The following is an 18,811-nucleotide window of genomic DNA, read 5'->3' on the forward strand; positions in this document are numbered from 1 at the left end:
GGTCATCACTCGGCGAAGATGTCCCGGTCCTTCGTCTCCGGCACGAAGATGAGGCCGATGATGAAAGTCATCACCGCGATCACGATCGGGTACCAGAGGCCGTAGTAGATATCGCCAGTGGCGGCCACCATCGCGAAGGCGGTGGCAGGCAGAAGGCCACCGAACCAGCCGTTGCCGATGTGGTAGGGCAGCGACATCGCCGTGTAGCGGATCCGGGTTGGGAACAACTCCACGAGGGCGGCAGCGATCGGGCCGTAGACCATGGTCACGAAGAGCACGAGCACGAAGAGCAGGCCGATGACCTTGGCAACCTGCGGCCTGAAGATGTCGAAGGGACTCGACATCTTCACGATCGCGGGGTCACCCGCCTTCGGATAGCCAGCACCCTGGAGTGCAGCCGCCGCAGACTTGGCGAAATCCGCTGCCGGCATGCCAGCGGTGTAGACCACCTCGGTGTCGTTCACCTTGATCTTGGTCGGCTGACCGGCCGGGCCGTTCTCGGTCGTGTATTTCACCGACGACTTGGCAAGATAGTCACGGGCGAGGTCGCACGGCGTCTCGAACTTGCGGGTACCCACCGGGTTGAACAGGCTGCCGCATTCCTTCGGGTCAGCGATCACGCTGACCTTCACGGATTCGACGGCCTTCTCCAGGTTCGGATTGGCGACCGTCGTGATCTGCTGGAAGACCGTGAAGTAGGAGACTGCAGCGATCAGGCAGCCGGCCAGGATGATCGGCTTGCGGCCGATCTTGTCCGAGAGCCAGCCGAAGAACACGAAGAACCCGGTGCCCAGCAGGAGCGACCAAGCGACCAGCAGGTTCGACGTATAGCCGTCAACCTTCAGGATCGATTGCAGGAAGAACAGCGCATAGAACTGGCCAGTGTACCAGACGACGCCCTGGCCGGCGGTGAGGCCGAGCAGCGCGATCAACGCGAACTTGGCGTTCTTCCATTGACCGAAGGCTTCGGTCAGCGGCGCCTTCGACGTCGTGCCCTCTTCCTTCATCTTCTGGAAGGCCGGAGATTCGTTGAGCTTCGTCCGGATCCAGACCGAAACGGCGAGCAGCAGGACCGACACCAGGAACGGAATGCGCCAGCCCCAGGCTTTGAACGCGTCCTCGCCGGTGAAGGTGCGGGTGGCCAGGATCACGATCAGAGACAAAAACAGGCCCATGGTGGCCGTCGTCTGAATCCAGCTCGTGTAGAAGCCGCGACGGCCCTGCGGAGCGTGCTCAGCGACGTAGGTCGCCGCACCGCCATATTCACCACCGAGCGCGAGGCCCTGGAGCAGTCGCAGCGTGATGAGGATGATCGGGGCCGCGATCCCGATGCTCTCGGCATTGGGCAGAATGCCGACGATGAAGGTCGACAAGCCCATGATCAGGATGGTGACGAGGAAGGTATATTTGCGGCCGACAAGGTCACCAACCCGGCCAAAGACCAGGGCGCCGAAGGGACGCACGAGGAAGCCTGCTGCGAAGGCGAGCAGAGCGAAGATGTTGCGGGTCGATTCGGGATACGCTGAGAAGAACTGCGCACCGATGATCGCAGCAAGCGATCCGTAGAGATAGAAGTCATACCATTCGAATACGGTACCGAGTGAAGAGGCCAAAATGACCTTCTTCTCGGACGCCGTCATCGGTCGCGCGGCGCCTCCCGCTTGCGACGCTGCTGCTGCCACAGCCATTACATATTCCTCCACTCGGCGGGGCGTCTTGCGCAAGCCCGCTCGCTTTTATCGTTCCCGACGCTCGTGATTGCTCAACCGGCAAACGAGCGTGCCTTCCATTGTTACTTTAGTGTCGCGCGATGCCAAGGACAAAACAGCAACAACAACGGCGCGAACGCGCTTAAACACACATTTACAATAGAAAAAGCGCGACTCCCGCCGGACCGTTTTAATTCCTCTCGAAGCAAGATTCTTTTTCAGAGGGCATGGAGGCCGCTGGCGCCGACACCAGTCTCCGAGCGCTGGAACTGCGCGTCGAAGGCCGCCCGCTCTCGTCGGTCGGCCGCGTATTGCCGGGCTTCGACACAACGAAAATGGTCAGGAAGACGCGAGGCACCGAGAACAGCGTCAGGCGGCAGTACTGGAACACCGCCCCGGTATGCCAAAGGTTGTCATCCAGACCAACTTCGGGAGCACCGCCGTTAGAAGGTCGACAAAGCCGCCGTCGTGAGCCCGGTGATGCGCGCGGTGCCGAGACAACCCAGGATGTGCGGGCGGGTCATCGGACCAAGCTTCGTCAGAATTCAGCCGACCGACGATCGAAGCGGGAATTGGCTCGCGTGACGTAGATGCCGGTGAGGATGAAGGCGAAGACGATGACGCCGAACCCCATGAACAGGTCGAGCGACGTCGCGCCAGAGAAGTTAGTGGCGAGCAGCTGCTTGTCGAAGGCGATCAGGCCGATGAAGCCGAAATAGACGGTCAGCATCAGAATCGTCAGGAGCCAGCCAAAGCTGGTGCGTTCGCGGACCAGCGTCTGGACTACTGAATTGGTGGTGACGCGGTCGAGCCTGGGATCGGGTGTATTGGCGGCCGCGGCACGTTTGGATGTCGCGGCGGTACCCGCCGCCTGTGTGACGCTCATGAATTCCTCCCGCCGACATGGACGCTCTTCGCGGCATCCAGCGGCTTCAGCCTCGTCGAACGTGCCCGCCGATTTCCCGTCTCGTGTCGTGCCACGTTCAGGAGAGCTGGGCGGATGGACCGCGCGCCCATCCAGCCCGAGTTGCGTTTACTTGGCGCGGTTTTGACGGTTCTCGATGAGATCATCGACAACCGCCGGCTCGGCGAGCGTCGAAGTATCGCCCAACGAACCGAAATCGTCCTCGGCAATCTTACGCAGAATGCGGCGCATGATCTTGCCCGAACGGGTTTTGGGCAGGCCCGGCGCGAACTGGATCAGGTCCGGCGAGGCAATCGGGCCGATATCCTTGCGGACCCAGGCCACGAGTTCCTTGCGCAGAGCGTCGTCGCCCTCCTCGCCCTGGTTGAGAGTGACGTAGGCGTAGATGCCCTGGCCCTTGACATTGTGCGGGTAGCCGACGACTGCCGCCTCGGCGACCTTGGGATGTGCCACGAGAGAGGATTCGACCTCGGCCGTGCCCATGCGGTGCCCCGAGACGTTGATGACGTCGTCGACGCGCCCGGTGATCCAGTAATAGCCGTCCTCGTCGCGGCGGGCGCCGTCGCCGGTGAAGTAGAGGTTCTTGTAGGTCGAAAAATAGGTCTGCTCGAAACGCTCATGGTCGCCGTAGACCGTGCGCATCTGGCCCGGCCAAGAATCGGCGATGCAGAGGTTGCCCTCGCACTTGCCCTCGAGTTGCTTGCCCTCGGCATCGACCATCACGGGCTGCACCCCGAAGAATGGCCGGGTGGCCGAGCCGGGCTTGAGCTTGGTGGCGCCCGGCAGTGGGGTGATCAGGATGCCGCCGGTCTCTGTCTGCCACCAGGTATCGACGATCGAGCAGCGCTCGTCGCCCACCACCTTGTAATACCATTCCCAGGCCTCCGGGTTGATCGGCTCGCCGACCGAACCGAGCACGCGCAGGGACTTGCGCGAGGTCTTCTTCACAGGCCCTTCACCGCCACCCATGAGGGAGCGGATCGCGGTCGGAGCGGTGTAGAAGATGTTGACCTTGTGCTTGTCGACGACCTCCCAGAATCGGGAATTCGACGGATAGGTCGGGATGCCCTCGAACATCAGCGTCGTCGCGCCGTTCGCGAGCGGGCCGTAGACGATGTAGCTGTGGCCGGTGACCCAACCCACATCGGCCGTGCACCAGTAGATGTCGCCCTCGTGGTAATCGAAGACGTATTCATGCGTCATCGATGCGTAGACGAGATAGCCGCCGGTGGTGTGGACCACGCCCTTCGGCTGGCCAGTCGAGCCGGAGGTGTAGAGGATGAAGAGCGGATGCTCGGCCTCGACGGCCACCGCCGGGCAATCGTCGGTCACCTGCTTGGCAGCTTCGTCATAATAGACGTCGCGACCGGGCTCCATGGCTACGCTGCCTCCGGTGCGGCGCACGACGATAACGTGATCGACAGAAGCATCGTCGAGCCGCTTGATCGCCTCGTCGACATTGGCCTTGAGCGGCACCTTGCGGCCGCCGCGCAGGCCTTCGTCGGCCGTGATCACGACCTTGGCCTCGCAGCCCTTAATGCGCTGCGCCAGCGAGTCCGGGGAAAAGCCGCCGAAGACGATGGCGTGGATCGCGCCGAGACGCGCGCAGGCGAGCATCGCATAGGCCGCCTCCGGCACCATGGGCAGGTAGAGGATGACCCGTGAGCCCTTCTCGACGCCACGGTTCTTCAGGACGTTCGCCCAGCGGCACACCTCGCGGTGCAGCTCGCGGTAAGTGATGTGCTTCTGCTCGTTCGGGTCGTCGCCTTCCCAGATGATGGCGACCTGATCGCCGCGCTTCTTGAGATGGCGGTCGATGCAGTTGTGCGAAACGTTGGTTTTCCCGTCCTCGAACCATTTGATCGAGACGTTGCCCGGCGCGAAGCTGGTATTCTTGACCTTCGTGAAGGGTGTCGACCAGTCGATGCGCTTACCGTGCTCGGCCCAGAATGCATTGGGGTCGGCGACGGAGGCCTTGTACATTTCCTGGTACTTGGCATCGTCCACGAGCCCGCGCTCGCGCCACGCGCTTTGAACGTCCACCACCCGTTCAGTCATGCCGTTTCTTCCCTTCGAGGCGCCCGATCGTATCGCAAAGGTTCGCGCAGCCGGGACTTCCAATCGCTAACTAGTTGCACCGCCCCAAACGCCGGGACAAGCACCAAAAGGTCTAGAACCGTGGGTGACCATCAAGCGCTCCGGGCCTGCAGCAGCGGAAACAGCATCTCGACGAGTGTGCCCTCGTTCTTGCGACTGGAGATCCGGAAGCGGCCGCGATTGGCTTCGACGAGCGCCTTGGTCACTGTCAGTCCGAGGCCGATGCTGGCGCGTCCGCCCAAGATGTCCCCGCTGCCGCTCGCCATCAGCGCCCGTTCGATCTCCTCCTGCGTCATGCCGACGCCGGTATCGCGCACGCGGAAGGCTATTTCACCGCGCTCGTCGGTCGTCGAGACGATCACCTGTCCGCCGGCCTCGGTGAGGCGGATCGCGTTGGCGATCACGTTGAGGGTGGCCTGACGCATGGAGCGCTCGTCGGCAACGAGCGGCCGCAGATTGGGCGAGAGGCTGGTGCGCACGACGATGCGGTCGCGCGCTGCCTGCGGCTGCATCAGCGCGATGCAACCCGACACCACGTCGTTGAGGGCGATATCGGTGAAGGTCAGTGCATCCCGTCCTGCTTCGATCCGGACGAGATCAAGGAGGTCGTCGATCACGCCGACGACGTGCTGGCTGGAGTGATGGATCTCGTGAAGGTAGTCGCTGCTGCGCCCGCTTCCGGGCTGCCCGAACGGCTCGGAGAGAAGGATCTCCGTGCGGTCGGCAATCCGCACGATCGGCGCACGGATCTGATCGGATACGATTGCAGCGAAGTCCGTCCGGAAACGCCTCTCCGGCTCAAGGCTCGGCGTGCCGGCCGACGGTAACGAAGCCGGTTCGCTCAAGGTCACGCAGAATCGGGCCGTCGCAGTTGCCGGGAGCTGTGCAACGCGCAGGCGAAGCGCGCCGTCCTGCGGCCCCGTGCGCGGGGTCGCTTTGCAGGTCGCGCCGGTGCCGGACTCTCGCGCCTCTTCGAGGCAGGCAGTGATGGCCGGCTCGCTATCGGCCGTGAACAGGTCCGCGAGCCGACCGCCGACCACCTCTCGCGCCTCGCTCGACAGCATGGCGCGTGCACTCGCGTTGAGGCTCAGGATGCGACCGCCAACGTCGAGCGAGGCGACGCCCTGCTCGATATGGTCGAGAAGATGCTGGGCGTCGCGCTCGCGCACCGTGTCGCGCGCCTCCAAAAGCCCTCGCGCGATCTGCTCGCGCGCATGATCGGCTTGGACTGCGACCCGGGCCAGAAGCAGTTCGGCCGAGCTGCCATCCCAATCGACCCGCGAGCGCTCGATCAGCAACGACAGCGGCAGGCCGCTCGCAGTGGTCATTGTGACAAGCGTATCGGGGAGGATACCGTCTCTCAGGGGAGGCAACTCCGCCAACAATTGCACGACGCACCCGGACGCCTGGAGAGTTTCGCGGTCCTGATATCCGGTGAGACCGAGGAACCTGCCGTTCGCGTAGAGGATCGCGCTGCCGCGATGGACAAGAACGCCCACCGGCAGCCGATCGAGCGCGGCGACGATCGCCACGTCGATGGACGAGGCTACGCTTGCTGGCGCACTCACCGGGAAGGCCATTACCGAGCCGCCGCGCTGCGGCTCAGTCCGTTCGGCGTCGTCGTCTCCCGCGAAGCGAGCTCCTAGCGCACGCGCGATCTCGCGAAAGGCCGCATGCTCGTGCGTCGAGAGATCCGAATTCGGCTGCGGCGGCGCGCGTTCCTCACGCACGTCCTCGTCGTCGACGGCGACGTCCACAGTGAAACCGGCCTGCCGATCGGGCGAAGCGCCCGCATCCGTGTCATTCGGCGAGGCGGCTGTGGCGACGTCGCCCGTGGCCGGCACCGCAGCTTCCACGTCCGCCTCTTCGCCGGCTGTCTGTGTCAGGACTTCATCGTTTCCTTCGTTGGTCGATGGCAACGACGAGTCGTCCGCAGTGATAACCGGTACGGGAGCCACGTCATGCTGAGCGGTGCGAATCCCGCGCAGGACGCCGAACCCCGAGAAGCCGGAAAACGGCTGCGATGCGCGCCCGGAGGGCGTTCCGGACAATTCGACCTCGATCTCCTGGTCGGTTCCGGACGGGCGAAGGACGACGGAAAGGGCGCGAAAAGTGCGATGGGCCCCCAGCGCTTCCAGCAGGCTCGGCCCTAGGATGGCTCCAGTTTCGCCGAGCGTTGTCCAGGACTTGCCAAGGAGATGCGCGGCAATCTCGGAGGATCCGCCCGATAGCTGCGTGACGAGGTGGTTCTCGTCGCTGCGCCAGACGAACCGCTTCGAGACGGGCGGCCCCGGAACCGTCTGTTGAGGAACGACCTCCGCAACGGGTGCCGGTTTGGTCGGCGGGCGCTCGCCCGCACTGCGCCGCGCCGGCAGGGCTTCGGTCGGCGCGAGAAGCAGGAGGGTTTCGCCCTTCGCGCTCACCACCAACATGATCAGGCAGGTGATCGGCCGACGTATGCCCCGCGTATCGAGGCGAAGCCGGACGAGGCGTGGACCAGTGCCCGGCTCGCCGACGGACCGAACCTGTTGCGGTAGCCTCAATCCGGGGTCGACGGTGCCGTCCGGGCGCGCGATCGCTGCCCGTACAGGCACCGCGTCGCCATGGGAGCCGAGCACTCTTTGCGCGGCTCGATCGAGGATCAGGATCGCGCCGCCGCGCACCGCGAAGAGAGGGGCGAGACGTGCATCGGCAGACCAGCGCGCGATGTCAGCGGCGAGCGTCACGTCGTCGCCATCGGACTGCTGTGCGCGGTCGGACATCGAGAGCCTAGAGGTCCATCACAAGGTGGGAAACAGGCTGCAGTCTTAAACTTCCAGCGAGGCTGTCATAGACACGAAGGCGATCTGACACACGTTAATCAATGCTTAACCCTAACACGCGGCCTGCAGCCGCAGCAGGGCTGGCGCCGCATGAATTATATGTTATTGTGCACCGCACAATGATGAAATCGTGGGCATCTAGAAAGGAAACGACCATGAGCAGCAGCCCGAATCCTAACTACGAAGTGCCGGCCGAAATGCGCGAATTCGCCGAGAAGAGTGTCGATCAGGCGCGTAAGGCGTTCGATTCGTTCTTGGGCGCCGCGCGCCGCACCGCCGACACCGTGAAGGGCTCTGCTGAGCTCGCCCGAACCAATACGTCCACACTGTCCTCGCGGTCTTTCGAGTTCGCCGAGCAGAACGTAAACGCGGCATTCGATCTCGCGCAGAAGCTCGTCCGGTCCAAGGACGTCCAAGAGGCGATGCAGCACCAGGCCGAGTTCGTGCGTTCGCAGTTCGCCAACATTCAGGCGCAGGCCAAGGAGTTCGGTGGCCTCGCGCAGAGCGCGCTTCAGCAGGGTGCCGAGAACGCCAAGAGCGCCGTGCAGCAAGGCCAGAACGAGGCGCGCCAGGCCTTCGAACAGGGCGCCGCGGCAGCCAAGGAAAAGCCCACCGCCTGACGGTACAGGTCGCTCGCTCTCCAATGAGCGGCCATTCAGGTCAACGAGATCGGCTCGCCCCCGTGCAGGCGGGCCGATTTCCTGCGGCCAAGCCCTATCCGCTTTGGCGGTAGGCTGCCTTCTTTCGGCCGATCCCGGCTCTTAGCGAAGCGTATCCTGTGCCGCGACCCGGCGCGGGCTCACGCCATTGAGAGAGATCGACCTCCATGCGCCCTGCCTATCGTCTCAGCGTCGCGGCCGCGATCGTCCTCGGTGCGCTCGGCTCTCAAGGTGCTCGCGCGCAGTACGACGATGACGGCTACTATGATGCGCCGCCTCCGCCCCGTGGCCGTTACGAGTCCCGCTACGAGCGCCGCCCGCCGCCGCCATCGCGTCGAGCCGTCGGCCTGAACTGCGATGCGATCCAGCCCGGCATGTTCGGGCCGAAGCCGTTCTCGTGCCCCCTCCCCGGTCCGCGCCCGCTCGGCGCCCGCTGCTTCTGTGATACCCCGGTGGCCCCCCTGAGCGGCGGCGATACCGTTGCAGGCCGCGTCGTTCCGTAACGACACCGCCCCGACAGCTCATTCGTCGAAGAGCGCATCGACAGCCCGACGGAATCGAAAAGCCCGCCCCGGTCTGGACCGGAGCGGGCTTCTTGTTGTTCGAATCAGGGAGATCAGTTCAGCACGACGACCTTGGCGCCGACGCGGACGCGCTCGTACAGATCGGTGACATCTTCGTTCGTCATGCGGATGCAGCCCGAGGAAACGGCTTGGCCAATCGTGTCTGGCTCGTTGGAGCCGTGGATGCGATACTCCGTGCCGCCGATATACATGGCGCGGGCGCCGAGCGGGTTCTCGACACCGCCGGCCATGTAGCGCGGCAGGTCGGGACGGCGGGCAAGCATCGCCTTCGGCGGCACCCACGAGGGCCATTCCTTCTTGGCGACGACCTTCTTCACGCCTGACCACTCGAAGCCGGGGCGGCCGACGCCAACGCCGTAGCGGATGGCCTCGCCGGGCGCAGTCACGAAGTAGAGGCGACGCTCGGAGGTAGAGACCACGATGGTCCCGGCCGGGTACCGCGAATCGAAACGAACCATCTCGCGCGGGATCGGCGCGACCTGTGCCTGGGGAGCGGCCTGAGCGCCCTGGCCGTAGCCGTATTGGCTGCCGTACGGATCATATTGCTGAGCTCCGGAGCGACCATAGGTCTGACCGGAATAGTACTCGTCGGCGTCGTTCGTCCCGAACGGGTCGTAGGGCGCAGACATCGCGGGTGCTGTTGCAAGAACACAGACGCCGATGACGCCGGCGAGGGCAGAGGCCAGGGTCTTCATGGGTTGATGCCTACCTGTGCATTTATCTTGACTTTACAAGCGTGACCGTGGCCACGCGGTTCCACGCTTGTTGGATGAATTTGTGCGTAACGCCGTGCGAACTCACACGACGCTTACCGGCAAGCTTCCGCGATCACTTTGCTGTTACGGATAGAGCAGCAGGATAGCAGCCTTAGCCGACGGTCGTAGCCGGCACCTCAGCATCGTCACGCGACGGCGGGTGGGGCCTCGCTCGCTGCCCGTCCTGCCTCGACGAGCACGTCGATCGGGCGCCAGGGCTTCGGGATGAACACGGCCCGGTCCGGAATTTCGTCGCAGCGCTCCGGAGCGACACCGGAGGTGACAACGAGCCGTGCCTTCGGCCAAAGCGTGGCGACGGCATTGGCAAGCTGGATCCCGTCCATCTGGCCAGCAAGGCGGATGTCGGCGAAGACCAGCGCGACGTCGCCCCCAGACTCCCGGAGAACTGAGAGCGCTTCCTCGGCGCTGTCGCAGCCCACGACCGAGAGCTCGGTCTCCTCGAGCAGCGTCTCGGCGAGGCCGCGCACGTCCGGATCATCCTCGACCACGAGGGCCAGTCGGCCACACTTGGACACGCTGTCGAGATCGCTGTGTTTGACCTGCCGCACGAGCGCGGCGAGGTGTTCCGGGACACCTTCGGCGACGAGCGCGTCGTAGGCCGAGGCAAGGGCCTGCCCAATCTGGTCGAGCGGCATACCGGGCAGGAGCGGATCGAGCGTATGACTATGGCCGGCCCTCCGGCGCGATCCATCGAGCGACGCTGAGTTCGGCTTCTGCACGTGATGTCCTCACATCTCGCTACCGCGGAATGGCGCGGCGATTCTGATGTGAATGTCGCCAGCAGGCCGTCAGTTGCGTCCGCCAGCCGTTTTCATTGGCCCGAAAAGGATGACGTTACTGACCCGCCGCGTCGGCATAGGCCATCACACCTGCCACCGAGGTCACATCGCGGTAGCGGTCGCCGCGCGTGCTCATCATCGCTTCGAACTTCTCGTGCACCTGGGCGACGGAAAGGCTCGTTGCCTTCTTCTTGGCGTGGCGCCCGCGACCGGTGCGGCCGGCATGGGCAGCGAAGAAGATGGAGCGATTGGCGCGGGCCGGACCGGGGAGAAGTGCGGCAGCGGCGGCATCCGGCTTGTCGACCACCTTCGAGAGGAAGCTCTCGGCGTCGTTCGGGCCGAGGAAGTGCGCGAGGTAGACTTCGCCGAGGGAGAGCTCGCGGCCGATGGTCTGTGCGATGCGCCCTGCATCGCGCTTCAGCATCTCGCCAGCCATCAGGGCCGACAGGTATGGGTCACGGCGGAGTTCCAGGACCCGGTTGCGGTCGGCCTGGTTGGTGATGACCGGCTTGTCGTTGGCATCGTTCGTGACGAGCGCCGCCTCCTGGGCAAGCCCGTATTTCGGACCGAAATCGCGGATCACGCCGAGCCAGGTGCGCTCGATGAACTGGTAGAGACCGGTGGCCGACGAGGTCTTGGCCTGCACGGCCGTGATGAAGCTCGATTCCTTGTCCGCAATCGCCATCAGCAGGACGGGATCGGTCTGGACCGCCTGAGCCGCTTTGACGATCGTCTGAACGATATGGCGGCGGATCTTCATCGGCCCAAATTCGAGGATGTCGTTCGGGTCGCCGGTGGCGGTCTGCGAGAGCAGGAAGTCGTAGGAGACGCGGTCGACGCTGTTGCCGCCGAGTTCGGTGTCGAGATCGTGGACAGGAGCGAAGCTCGACGCAGCGGCCAGGGCGATCGGCGGCTGGGGCGCCTCGGGCGCCAAGGCCTGCACGCGGGGCTTGGGCATGGCGAGTTCGTGACCGACCTTGGTCGATGCCTCGGCGCGGCCGAAATCGGTACCGGCATTGAGCAGCACGGCACCGAGGCCGCCCGCAACCAGAGACACCGAGAGCACGGAACGGATCAGCGCGGTGCGGCTGCCATGGTTACGGCCGACCTTGGTCGAGAGAGCGATGACATCGTGCTGAGCGCCAGCACCGAAGCGGCGCACGGGAGTGGTCGTCTGCGAACGGTTCGCGCGGCCCTGCATGATCGGTCGCTTATCCCCTGAATTGCCGCTGTTCACGGCCTCATGTCGATGGCTGATCTTTTCTTGACCGGTGTGGCGACAACACGGCTGTGCTTGTGGCAGACCGAAGGCAGTGCAGAGAAAATTCACCGGCGAGACCAGCCGTACGACCACGCTTTGGGCGGGACAGCTGAGCCGAAGCGCGACGTTTGCGGACAAGCGTGGCACAACGGCCACGCTTTAGGGGCCGTTCGCGGCAGCCGATCCGGTCAGAGGCGGCGCAGGGCGACGCTCTCGATTCGGTGGCTGGCGCCCTTGGCGAGAATCAGGCTGGCACGCTGGCGCGTGGGCAGGATGTTGTCGCGCAGGTTGGGCAGGTTGATCGTCATCCAGAGCCGATCGGCATTCTCGAGTGCCTCGGCCTCGCTGCCCTCAGCGTACTTGCGGAAGTAGGAGAGCGGGTTGCGGAACGCGGTCTGCCGCAGCCGCATGAAGCGGTTGACGTACCAGCGGTGCAGGTCGTCCTCGTGCCCGTCGAGGTAGATCGAGAAGTCGAAGAAGTCCGACACGAACGGGATCGCCGTGCCGTCGCGCGGCAGGCGCGCCGGCTGCAATACGTTCAGCCCTTCGACGATCAGGATATCCGGCTGCTCGATGACCTGCTCCTCGCCGGGCACCACGTCGTAGACGAGGTGGGAGTAGACGGGAGCCGCAACGCGCTTCTTGCCGGCCTTGATGTCGGTGAGGAAACGCAGCAGCGCCGCAGTGTCGTAGCTCTCCGGGAAGCCCTTGCGCTCCATCGCACCCATGCGCGTCAGTTCGGCATTGGGGTGCAGGAAGCCGTCGGTGGTGATCAGATCAACCTTCGGCGTATTCGGCCAACGCGCCAGCAGGGCCTTCAGCACGCGCGCGGTCGTCGACTTGCCGACCGCCACCGAGCCCGCGAGGCCGATGATGTAGGGAGCCTTCGCCTCTCGCTCGGCCATCAGGAAGCGCTGCGTCGCCTTGAATAACCCCTGCGTCGCCGCGACGTAGAGCGAGAGCAGGCGCGAGAGCGGCAGGTAGATTTCGACCACCTCCTCGATGGAGATGGGGTCGTTGAGCGATTGCAGACGGGTGATGTCGTCGACGTCGAGAGTCAGCGGGGCATCGGCGCGCAGTTGCGCCCACTCGGCTCGGCTGAAGAGGCGATAGGGCGAGAAACGATCCGGCCCCTCGCCCGTCACCGGATTCTGGCGCTCGTCATCGGCGATGCCGCTGGCGGGAATCGGCGCCCCGATCACGTATGCCTCCGCGATGCTTTTTCGGCGATCCCGCTCTGCGCCGTCCGACGCTCGAGTTCCGCCATCACCTCCTGGAGGGGAACACCGCCTGCCTTCAGCACCACCAGCAGGTGGTAGAGCACGTCCGCTGCCTCGCCGACGAGACCCGCGCGGTCGCCCTGGACCGCAGCGATCGCGGCCTCGACGGCTTCCTCGCCGAGCTTCTTGGCGGGTCTGGCCGGACCTCCGGACAAGAGCTTGGCCGTGTAGGACGTCTCGGCCGGCGCGTCGGCGCGCGCGTCGACCAGATCGGCCAGATCTTGAAGGGAGAAGGAGGTCATTCGGTCCGTGGAGCGGCTTGATTGCGAAAGAGCGCCGGCTTCGGACCCTGGTCTAGGGCGAGGATTACGGTCAAGGGAGCCGAGACTTGGGCGAAAATTCATGAAAGGCGCATGTCGAGGCCGGCTGCAGCCATGTGGGCCTTGGCTTCCCCGATCGTGTGCTGGCCGAAATGGAAGATCGAGGCTGCCAGCACAGCGCTCGCGTGCCCGTCGCGAACCCCGGCGACCAGATCGTCGAGGCCACCCACACCGCCCGAGGCGATCACGGGGACCGTAACGGCGTCGGTGATCGCGCGCGTCAACTCGATGTCGTAGCCCGACCGCGTGCCGTCCTTGTCCATCGACGTCACCAGCAACTCGCCCGCGCCGCGCTTCGCGACCGTTTGTGCGAAAGCAATGGCGTCGATTCCGGTGGGCGTACGGCCACCGTGGGTGAAGATTTCCCAGCGAAGGGTCTCGCCAGGGCCGGAGACGCGCTTGGCGTCGATCGCCACGACGATGCACTGATCGCCAAACTTCTCTGCCGCCGCCGCGACCACATCGGGATTCTTCACGGCGGCCGTGTTGATGCCGACCTTGTCGGCGCCGGCCAGCAGGAGCGTGCGGACGTCCGCGACCGTGCGCACGCCGCCCCCAACTGTGAGCGGCATGAAGCAGGCCTCGGCCGTGCGGCTGACCACGTCGAGCAGCGTGCCACGGTTCTCATGGCTCGCGGCGATGTCGAGGAAGCAGAGTTCGTCGGCACCGGCCGCGTCATAGGCCTTCGCAGACTCCACCGGATCGCCGGCATCGCGCAGCTCGAGGAACTGCACGCCTTTGACGACGCGACCGTCCTTGACGTCGAGACAGGGAATGATGCGGGTCTTGAGCACGGCGCGCTTTCGGATCTCGTTCAGGCCTGCCGCGCCTGCCGGATGGCGTCGAGCGCCTCCCGCGGGTCGATGCGGCCATCGTAGAGGGCACGGCCGGTAATCGCACCGGCGAGCACGGCGCAGTCCGGCTGCAGGATACGGTGGACATCGTCGATCGAGGCGAGGCCACCCGAGGCGATGACGGGGATGGTCACGGCGTTGGCAAGCGCCAGAGTCATCTCGATGTTGAGGCCCTTGAGGATGCCGTCGCGTGCGATGTCCGTGTAGATGATCGCGGCGACGCCGGCATCCTCGAAGCGCTGGCCGAGTTCCTCGGCCGTCATGCTCGATGTCTGCGCCCAGCCCTCGACCGCGACGCGGCCGTCCTTGGCGTCGATCCCGACGGCGATCTTGCCCGGATGCCGGCGCGCGGCCTCACGGACGAAGGTCGGATCGCGCACGGCGGCCGTGCCGATGATCACCCGGCTCACACCCTTGTCGAGCCAACCCTCCAGCGTGCGCATTTCCCGGATGCCGCCACCGAGTTGAACAGGCACCTGCACCCGCGCCAGGATGGCCTCGACAGCCGAGGCGTTCTGGGGGGCGCCTGCGAAGGCACCGTCGAGATCCACCACGTGAATCCAGGCGAAGCCCTGCTGCTCAAACTCGGCTGCCTGCGCCGCCGGGTCGTCGTTGAACACCTTGGCCTGCGCCATGTCGCCCTGGACCAGGCGGACGCAGCGTCCTTCCTTGAGGTCGATTGCCGGGAAGAGGATCAAGGAAGCGCTCGTCGATCAATTGCGGAGGTGGAGGTCGTGACGGTCCGTCGCCCGGACATCACGGCGTCCACCGCAGGAAATTGGCGATCAGAGCCAGGCCGAGACGCTGGCTCTTCTCGGGGTGAAACTGTGTGCCGGCGATGTTGTCCCGCGCCACCATCGCGGTGACCTCCCCGCCATAGTCGCTGTGCGCGACGACATCGGCCCGGTCGAGCGGCTTCAGTGCATAGCTGTGCACGAAATAGGCATGCAGGCCGGCCTCGCCCGTTGGGATGCCGTCGAGCAAGGGCGAAGGCCGATGGATCGTCAGCGTGTTCCAACCCATATGCGGGATCTTGAGCGACGGGTCGGCCGGCGTGATCGGCGTGACGTCGCCCGCAATCCAGTCGAGCCCCGCCGTCGTCTCGTATTCGAGTCCGCGGCTCGCCATCAGCTGCATGCCGACGCAGATGCCGAGAAACGGCCTTCCGCGACCGCGCACGGCCTCGGTCATCGCCTCGACCATGCCGGGCACCGCATCGAGACCACGCCGGCAATCGGCATAGGCACCGACGCCCGGCAACACGATGCGCTCCGCGCGGGCGATGTCATCGGGCTTGTCGGTAACGAGGATCCGCGTGCCATCGAGGCCGCTCTCGCGAGCGGCGCGCTCGAAGGCTTTGGCCGCCGAGTGCAGGTTGCCGGACCCATAATCAATGATCGCTACGGTCACGGGCGTCACCGGTGTCCTTCGCTGAGCGGAAACAGCCCGATCACCGAGTCGTCGAAGCGCCGAACCGCTGTCGGTGCGACCGTCGTGCGTGGGGCCGATGATGGGTCGAGCCAACGCGTGACGGCCTTCGCCTCCGCCTCGTCGCAGGAGCCGGCGACAACGGCATCACGTGCCGGGCGGCCATTGCGGGCATAGGTCCAGCGCCGCAGGCTCGACGCTTCGAGACCGATCAGCAGCGAACCCAGGAACGCGATCGCCGCGCCTGCGAACGGCGACAATCCGAGCAGACGGCCACCGAGGACCAGTCCGGCCAGCAGGGCCAGGACAATCAGCGCCGCCAGCCAGAGCCGATGATACAGGAACCACAGCACCGAGAAGGCGAAGGCGGCCCAGGAGAAGCCGTCCGGTACGATCACGGCGTCGTCGAAGGCGCGGGCGTCACCGCGCAGGGCCCCATCAGGCAGATGGAGGGTGTAGTTTCGCAGACGCATCCTGTTCCCCTTCCGCGCTCTAGAGCGACCCCTTGGTCGACGGCACGCGACCATCCTCGCGCGGATCGACCGCGACTGCCTCGCGCAAAGCCCGGGCCAATCCCTTGAAGCAGCTCTCGGCGATGTGGTGGGCGTTGTCGCCGTACAGCGTCTCGACGTGCAACGTGATGCCGGCATTCATGGCGAAGGCCTGGAACCACTCGCGCACCAGCTCGGTGTCGAACTGTCCGATCTTCTCGACGTGAAACGCGGTCTTGAAGACCAGGAACGGGCGGCCGGAAATGTCGACGGCGACGCGGGTCAGTGCCTCGTCCATCGGCAGGTGCAGGTCCGCGTAGCGCCGGATGCCGCGCTTGTCGCCAAGCGCCTGGGCGAAGGCTTGGCCGAGCGCGATACCGGCATCCTCGGTGGTGTGATGCTGATCGACATGCAGATCGCCCGTGACCTGCACGTCGAGGTCGAACAAGCCATGGCGGGCGAAGAGCTCCAGCATGTGGTCGAGGAACCCCACGCCGGTGGCGACGGTCGCCTTGCCGGTTCCGTCGAGGCCGATCGAAACGTTGACGTCGGTCTCCGCCGTCCGGCGGCTGATGCTCGCGGCGCGCATCGCTGGTGAAGGCTTTCGAAAGAGGCCGTACGCGGCCGGGGCTGCCTTTTAGAGCGGTTCCGGTTGCGGGGGGAAGGGTTTCAAACGCTCCTGCCCTGCGAAAACGCGGCAGGGCTTCAGGAAGTTGGGTCTGCCCGCGCCTCACCTCGGCTGAAGCCTTCCGGCCGTGTGCAGCTCGGTTGTGCTGTTTGCGGCCACTGAGAAGCACGTCATGCCGTCCCGAACGACCGTTCTCGCCGGGGGCGCCGCGGGCCGATAACGCCTCCGCCATCGTCGGGCTCTCTGGCGATCGGCTCGACCTCCGCGGTTCTAGTCGGGAGCCGAGCCGGTCGCTTCCCCTTCGAAAGGCCTAGGCCTTCAGCACGCGTCCGGCGACGGCATCGAGCTTGGCGACGAGTTCGGGGTCGCGGTGGCTCTCGGCGGTCATGATCGCGCCGTCGAGGGCGCGGTGCGAGCCGGCAGGGCATTCCTCGCGCTCAGCGGGGAAATCGCGGGCGAGCCGCGCGACGAGGCGGGCGGCCTTGTCCGCATTGGCGCGGGCCACGGCCACGACCGAGGCAACGTCCACGTCATCGTGGTTCGGGTGCCAGCAATCGAAATCCGTGACCATGGCGATTGTGGCGAAGGTGATCTCGGCCTCGCGGGCGAGCTTGGCCTCCGGCAGGTTGGTCATGCCGATCACGTCGTAGCCGGCGGCTTTGTAGCCCTTGGACTCGGCGAGCGTGGAGAATTGCGGCCCCTCCATGCAGACATAGGTGCCGCCCTTGTGGACTGCGATCTGCTCGGCGACGGCGGCGTCGACGATGCGCCGCTGGAGGACCGGGCCGACGGGATGAGCGAAGGGCACGTGCGCGACGCAGCCATTGCCGAAGAACGACGAGGCGCGGCCATGCGTGCGGTCGACGAACTGATCGACCAGGACGAACAGGCCGGGATGCAGCTCGTTGCGGAACGAGCCGCAGGCGGAGATCGCGACGAGATCGGTAACCCCGGCGCGCTTCAGCACATCGATGTTGGCCCGGTAGTTGATGCCCGAAGGCGAGAGCCGGTGGCCGCGCCCGTGCCGGGCCAGGAATACCACCTGCGTCTTGCCGATCCGGCCGAATCTGAGCGCATCCGAGGGCTCGCCCCACGGCGAGCTGATCGCCTCTTCGCGGATGTCTTCGAGTCCGGGCAAGTCGTAGACGCCCGAGCCACCGATCACGCCGAGAACCGCTGCGGTCATGGCCGATTTCCGTTCGCTGGATTGATAAGCGGCCGTTCTGCCGCGGCGCCCGGCTTCGCGCAAGCAAACGGGCCCGCGAAGGGCCCGTCTGACACATGGATCAGAAGATGAGGCGCCGCCTCACGAGGTCTTGTGAAGCTCGGGCTGCAGGCCGTGCACCTCGCCGCCGATCCGCTTCCAGATCTGCTTTTTCACGTAATAGAGCAGGCCGGACAGCACGATCAGGAACAGGATCACCTGGAAGCCGAGGGCCTTGCGGGCCATCATGTGCGGCTCGGCCGCCCAGGCCATGAAGGCCGCGACGTCGCGCGCATACTGGTCCACCGTCTCCGGCACGACCGGCTCACCCTTGTCGTTCTTGGCGTAGGTCACGGCGCCGTCGCTCAGGGGCGGCGGCATCGCGATGACCTGACCCTGCGGATAGTACTTGTTGTAGTACACCCCGTCCGGCACTTCCTTGCCTTCCGGCGGATCGCCGTAGCCGATCATCAGGGCATGGATGTAGTCCACGCCCTGCTCGGAATATCCGGTAAACGGCAGGGCATCGAAGACGAAGGCCGGGAAGCCGCGCTCGTAGGTGCGGGCCTTGGCGAGCACCGAGAAGTCCGGCGGCGCCTTGCCGCCATGGGCTGCGGCAGCAGCCTTCTCGTTCGGATGCAGCGGCGGGAACGCATCGGCCGGACGGCCGGGGCGCTCGATGACGTCGCCCTTATCGTTCTCGTCCTTGATCTGATAGCTCTCGGCCAGCGCCTTGACCTGCGCCGCGCTGAAGCCCGGACCGCCCTCCTCCGAGAGGTTGCGGAACCGGACGAGCTTCATCGAGTGGCAGCTTGAACAGACCTCCTTATAGACCTGGAAGCCGCGCTGGAGCTGCGCCTCGTCGAACTTGCCGAATACGCCGGCAAAGCTCCAGTGCTGGCGCGGCGGGTTGGTGCCGTGCTCTTCTGCGGCCACGGGGCCGATACCGAGGACGGCAACGAAGGCTGCCGCGAGGAGTGTCGGGTAACGCATC

Annotated in this window: 18 protein-coding genes; 2 read left to right on the forward strand and 16 right to left on the reverse strand. The window is 65.4% G+C overall.

Features of this window, described 5'->3' with window-relative positions; genetic code table 11:
* Positions 1-5: 5 nt before the first annotated feature.
* The 4 genes from MGN01_RS11815 to MGN01_RS11830 form a co-directional block, all read right to left on the reverse strand.
* Positions 6-1,688 (reverse strand): MFS transporter, encoded by a 1,683-nt coding sequence (locus MGN01_RS11815; RefSeq protein WP_147046821.1) that lies wholly within the window; start codon positions 1,686-1,688, stop codon positions 6-8.
* A 559-nt stretch (positions 1,689-2,247) separates the two neighbouring features.
* Positions 2,248-2,595 (reverse strand): DUF485 domain-containing protein, encoded by a 348-nt coding sequence (locus MGN01_RS11820; RefSeq protein ID WP_147046822.1) that lies wholly within the window; start codon positions 2,593-2,595, stop codon positions 2,248-2,250.
* A 147-nt stretch (positions 2,596-2,742) separates the two neighbouring features.
* The gene (gene acs / locus MGN01_RS11825) at positions 2,743-4,692 is read right to left on the reverse strand and encodes an acetate--CoA ligase (RefSeq protein ID WP_147046823.1); all 1,950 of its coding nucleotides are present in this window, start codon (positions 4,690-4,692) and stop codon (positions 2,743-2,745) included.
* A 131-nt stretch (positions 4,693-4,823) separates the two neighbouring features.
* Positions 4,824-7,493, reverse strand: a complete 2,670-nt coding sequence (locus MGN01_RS11830; RefSeq protein ID WP_147046824.1) for a sensor histidine kinase — start codon at positions 7,491-7,493, stop codon at positions 4,824-4,826.
* 215 nt (positions 7,494-7,708) lie between these two features.
* Here MGN01_RS11830 and MGN01_RS11835 point away from each other — a divergent pair, with 215 nt between their 5' ends.
* On the forward strand, positions 7,709-8,173 hold the full coding sequence (locus tag MGN01_RS11835) for a phasin (RefSeq protein WP_147046825.1): 465 nt from the start codon (positions 7,709-7,711) through the stop codon (positions 8,171-8,173).
* Between the two features lie 206 nt (positions 8,174-8,379).
* Complete coding sequence (locus MGN01_RS11840; protein ID WP_147046826.1) at positions 8,380-8,715, forward strand: hypothetical protein; 336 nt, start codon at positions 8,380-8,382, stop codon at positions 8,713-8,715.
* 113 nt (positions 8,716-8,828) lie between these two features.
* Here MGN01_RS11840 and MGN01_RS11845 read toward each other — a convergent pair whose 3' ends face one another.
* The 12 genes from MGN01_RS11845 to MGN01_RS11900 form a co-directional block, all read right to left on the reverse strand.
* Positions 8,829-9,491, reverse strand: a complete 663-nt coding sequence (locus MGN01_RS11845; RefSeq protein ID WP_147046827.1) for a L,D-transpeptidase — start codon at positions 9,489-9,491, stop codon at positions 8,829-8,831.
* A 206-nt stretch (positions 9,492-9,697) separates the two neighbouring features.
* Positions 9,698-10,207, reverse strand: coding sequence for a response regulator (locus tag MGN01_RS11850; RefSeq protein ID WP_147046909.1), 510 nt, complete (start codon positions 10,205-10,207; stop codon positions 9,698-9,700).
* A 199-nt stretch (positions 10,208-10,406) separates the two neighbouring features.
* Positions 10,407-11,552 carry a transglycosylase SLT domain-containing protein gene (locus tag MGN01_RS11855; protein ID WP_147046828.1) on the reverse strand — a complete coding sequence of 382 codons (1,146 nt, stop codon included), beginning with the start codon at positions 11,550-11,552 and terminating at the stop codon, positions 10,407-10,409.
* Positions 11,553-11,800: 248 nt separating this feature from the next.
* The gene (coaA, locus tag MGN01_RS11860) at positions 11,801-12,814 is read right to left on the reverse strand and encodes a type I pantothenate kinase (RefSeq protein WP_147046829.1); all 1,014 of its coding nucleotides are present in this window, start codon (positions 12,812-12,814) and stop codon (positions 11,801-11,803) included.
* Positions 12,811-13,134 (reverse strand): phosphoribosyl-ATP diphosphatase, encoded by a 324-nt coding sequence (locus MGN01_RS11865; RefSeq protein ID WP_147046830.1) that lies wholly within the window; start codon positions 13,132-13,134, stop codon positions 12,811-12,813. The genes coaA and MGN01_RS11865 overlap by 4 nt, the downstream gene beginning before the upstream one ends.
* Positions 13,135-13,232: 98 nt before the next feature.
* Positions 13,233-14,006, reverse strand: coding sequence for an imidazole glycerol phosphate synthase subunit HisF (gene hisF, locus MGN01_RS11870; protein ID WP_147046831.1), 774 nt, complete (start codon positions 14,004-14,006; stop codon positions 13,233-13,235).
* 20 nt (positions 14,007-14,026) lie between these two features.
* Positions 14,027-14,764, reverse strand: coding sequence for a 1-(5-phosphoribosyl)-5-[(5-phosphoribosylamino)methylideneamino]imidazole-4-carboxamide isomerase (hisA, locus tag MGN01_RS11875; RefSeq protein WP_147046832.1), 738 nt, complete (start codon positions 14,762-14,764; stop codon positions 14,027-14,029).
* 58 nt (positions 14,765-14,822) lie between these two features.
* Entirely contained in the window at positions 14,823-15,485 is a 663-nt protein-coding gene (gene hisH, locus MGN01_RS11880) for an imidazole glycerol phosphate synthase subunit HisH (protein ID WP_147046833.1), read from the reverse strand.
* Positions 15,482-15,961 carry a DUF2628 domain-containing protein gene (locus MGN01_RS11885; RefSeq protein WP_147046910.1) on the reverse strand — a complete coding sequence of 160 codons (480 nt, stop codon included), beginning with the start codon at positions 15,959-15,961 and terminating at the stop codon, positions 15,482-15,484. Before MGN01_RS11885 ends, hisH begins: the two co-directional genes overlap by 4 nt.
* A gap of 25 nt (positions 15,962-15,986) precedes the next feature.
* A complete protein-coding gene (hisB, locus tag MGN01_RS11890; protein ID WP_147046834.1) occupies positions 15,987-16,574 on the reverse strand; it encodes an imidazoleglycerol-phosphate dehydratase HisB in 588 nt (195 codons plus the stop codon).
* Positions 16,575-16,923: 349 nt separating this feature from the next.
* Entirely contained in the window at positions 16,924-17,799 is an 876-nt protein-coding gene (locus tag MGN01_RS11895; RefSeq protein WP_147046835.1) for an S-methyl-5'-thioadenosine phosphorylase, read from the reverse strand.
* A gap of 120 nt (positions 17,800-17,919) precedes the next feature.
* Positions 17,920-18,810, reverse strand: coding sequence for a cytochrome c1 (locus tag MGN01_RS11900; protein ID WP_238257993.1), 891 nt, complete (start codon positions 18,808-18,810; stop codon positions 17,920-17,922).
* Position 18,811 lies beyond the last annotated feature (1 nt).

Source organism: Methylobacterium gnaphalii (assembly GCF_007992215.1).
GTDB lineage: Bacteria > Pseudomonadota > Alphaproteobacteria > Rhizobiales > Beijerinckiaceae > Methylobacterium > Methylobacterium gnaphalii.

Excerpts from the sequence above, each read along its gene's own strand:
- MGN01_RS11900 (WP_238257993.1), bottom strand. The coding sequence starts at position 18,810 with ATGCGTTACCCGACACTCCTCGCGGCAGCCTTCGTTGCCGTCCTCGGT.
- MGN01_RS11840 (WP_147046826.1), top strand. The coding sequence starts at position 8,380 with ATGCGCCCTGCCTATCGTCTCAGCGTCGCGGCCGCGATCGTCCTCGGT.
- MGN01_RS11895 (WP_147046835.1), bottom strand. The coding sequence starts at position 17,799 with ATGACCGCAGCGGTTCTCGGCGTGATCGGTGGCTCGGGCGTCTACGAC.
- MGN01_RS11820 (WP_147046822.1), bottom strand. The coding sequence starts at position 2,595 with ATGAGCGTCACACAGGCGGCGGGTACCGCCGCGACATCCAAACGTGCC.
- MGN01_RS11845 (WP_147046827.1), bottom strand. The coding sequence starts at position 9,491 with ATGAAGACCCTGGCCTCTGCCCTCGCCGGCGTCATCGGCGTCTGTGTT.
- MGN01_RS11835 (WP_147046825.1), top strand. The coding sequence starts at position 7,709 with ATGAGCAGCAGCCCGAATCCTAACTACGAAGTGCCGGCCGAAATGCGC.
- hisB (WP_147046834.1), bottom strand. The coding sequence starts at position 16,574 with ATGCGCGCCGCGAGCATCAGCCGCCGGACGGCGGAGACCGACGTCAAC.
- MGN01_RS11830 (WP_147046824.1), bottom strand. The coding sequence starts at position 7,493 with ATGTCCGACCGCGCACAGCAGTCCGATGGCGACGACGTGACGCTCGCC.
- MGN01_RS11855 (WP_147046828.1), bottom strand. The coding sequence starts at position 11,552 with ATGCAGGGCCGCGCGAACCGTTCGCAGACGACCACTCCCGTGCGCCGC.
- MGN01_RS11815 (WP_147046821.1), bottom strand. The coding sequence starts at position 1,688 with ATGGCTGTGGCAGCAGCAGCGTCGCAAGCGGGAGGCGCCGCGCGACCG.
- MGN01_RS11865 (WP_147046830.1), bottom strand. The coding sequence starts at position 13,134 with ATGACCTCCTTCTCCCTTCAAGATCTGGCCGATCTGGTCGACGCGCGC.
- acs (WP_147046823.1), bottom strand. The coding sequence starts at position 4,692 with ATGACTGAACGGGTGGTGGACGTTCAAAGCGCGTGGCGCGAGCGCGGG.
- MGN01_RS11850 (WP_147046909.1), bottom strand. The coding sequence starts at position 10,207 with ATGCCGCTCGACCAGATTGGGCAGGCCCTTGCCTCGGCCTACGACGCG.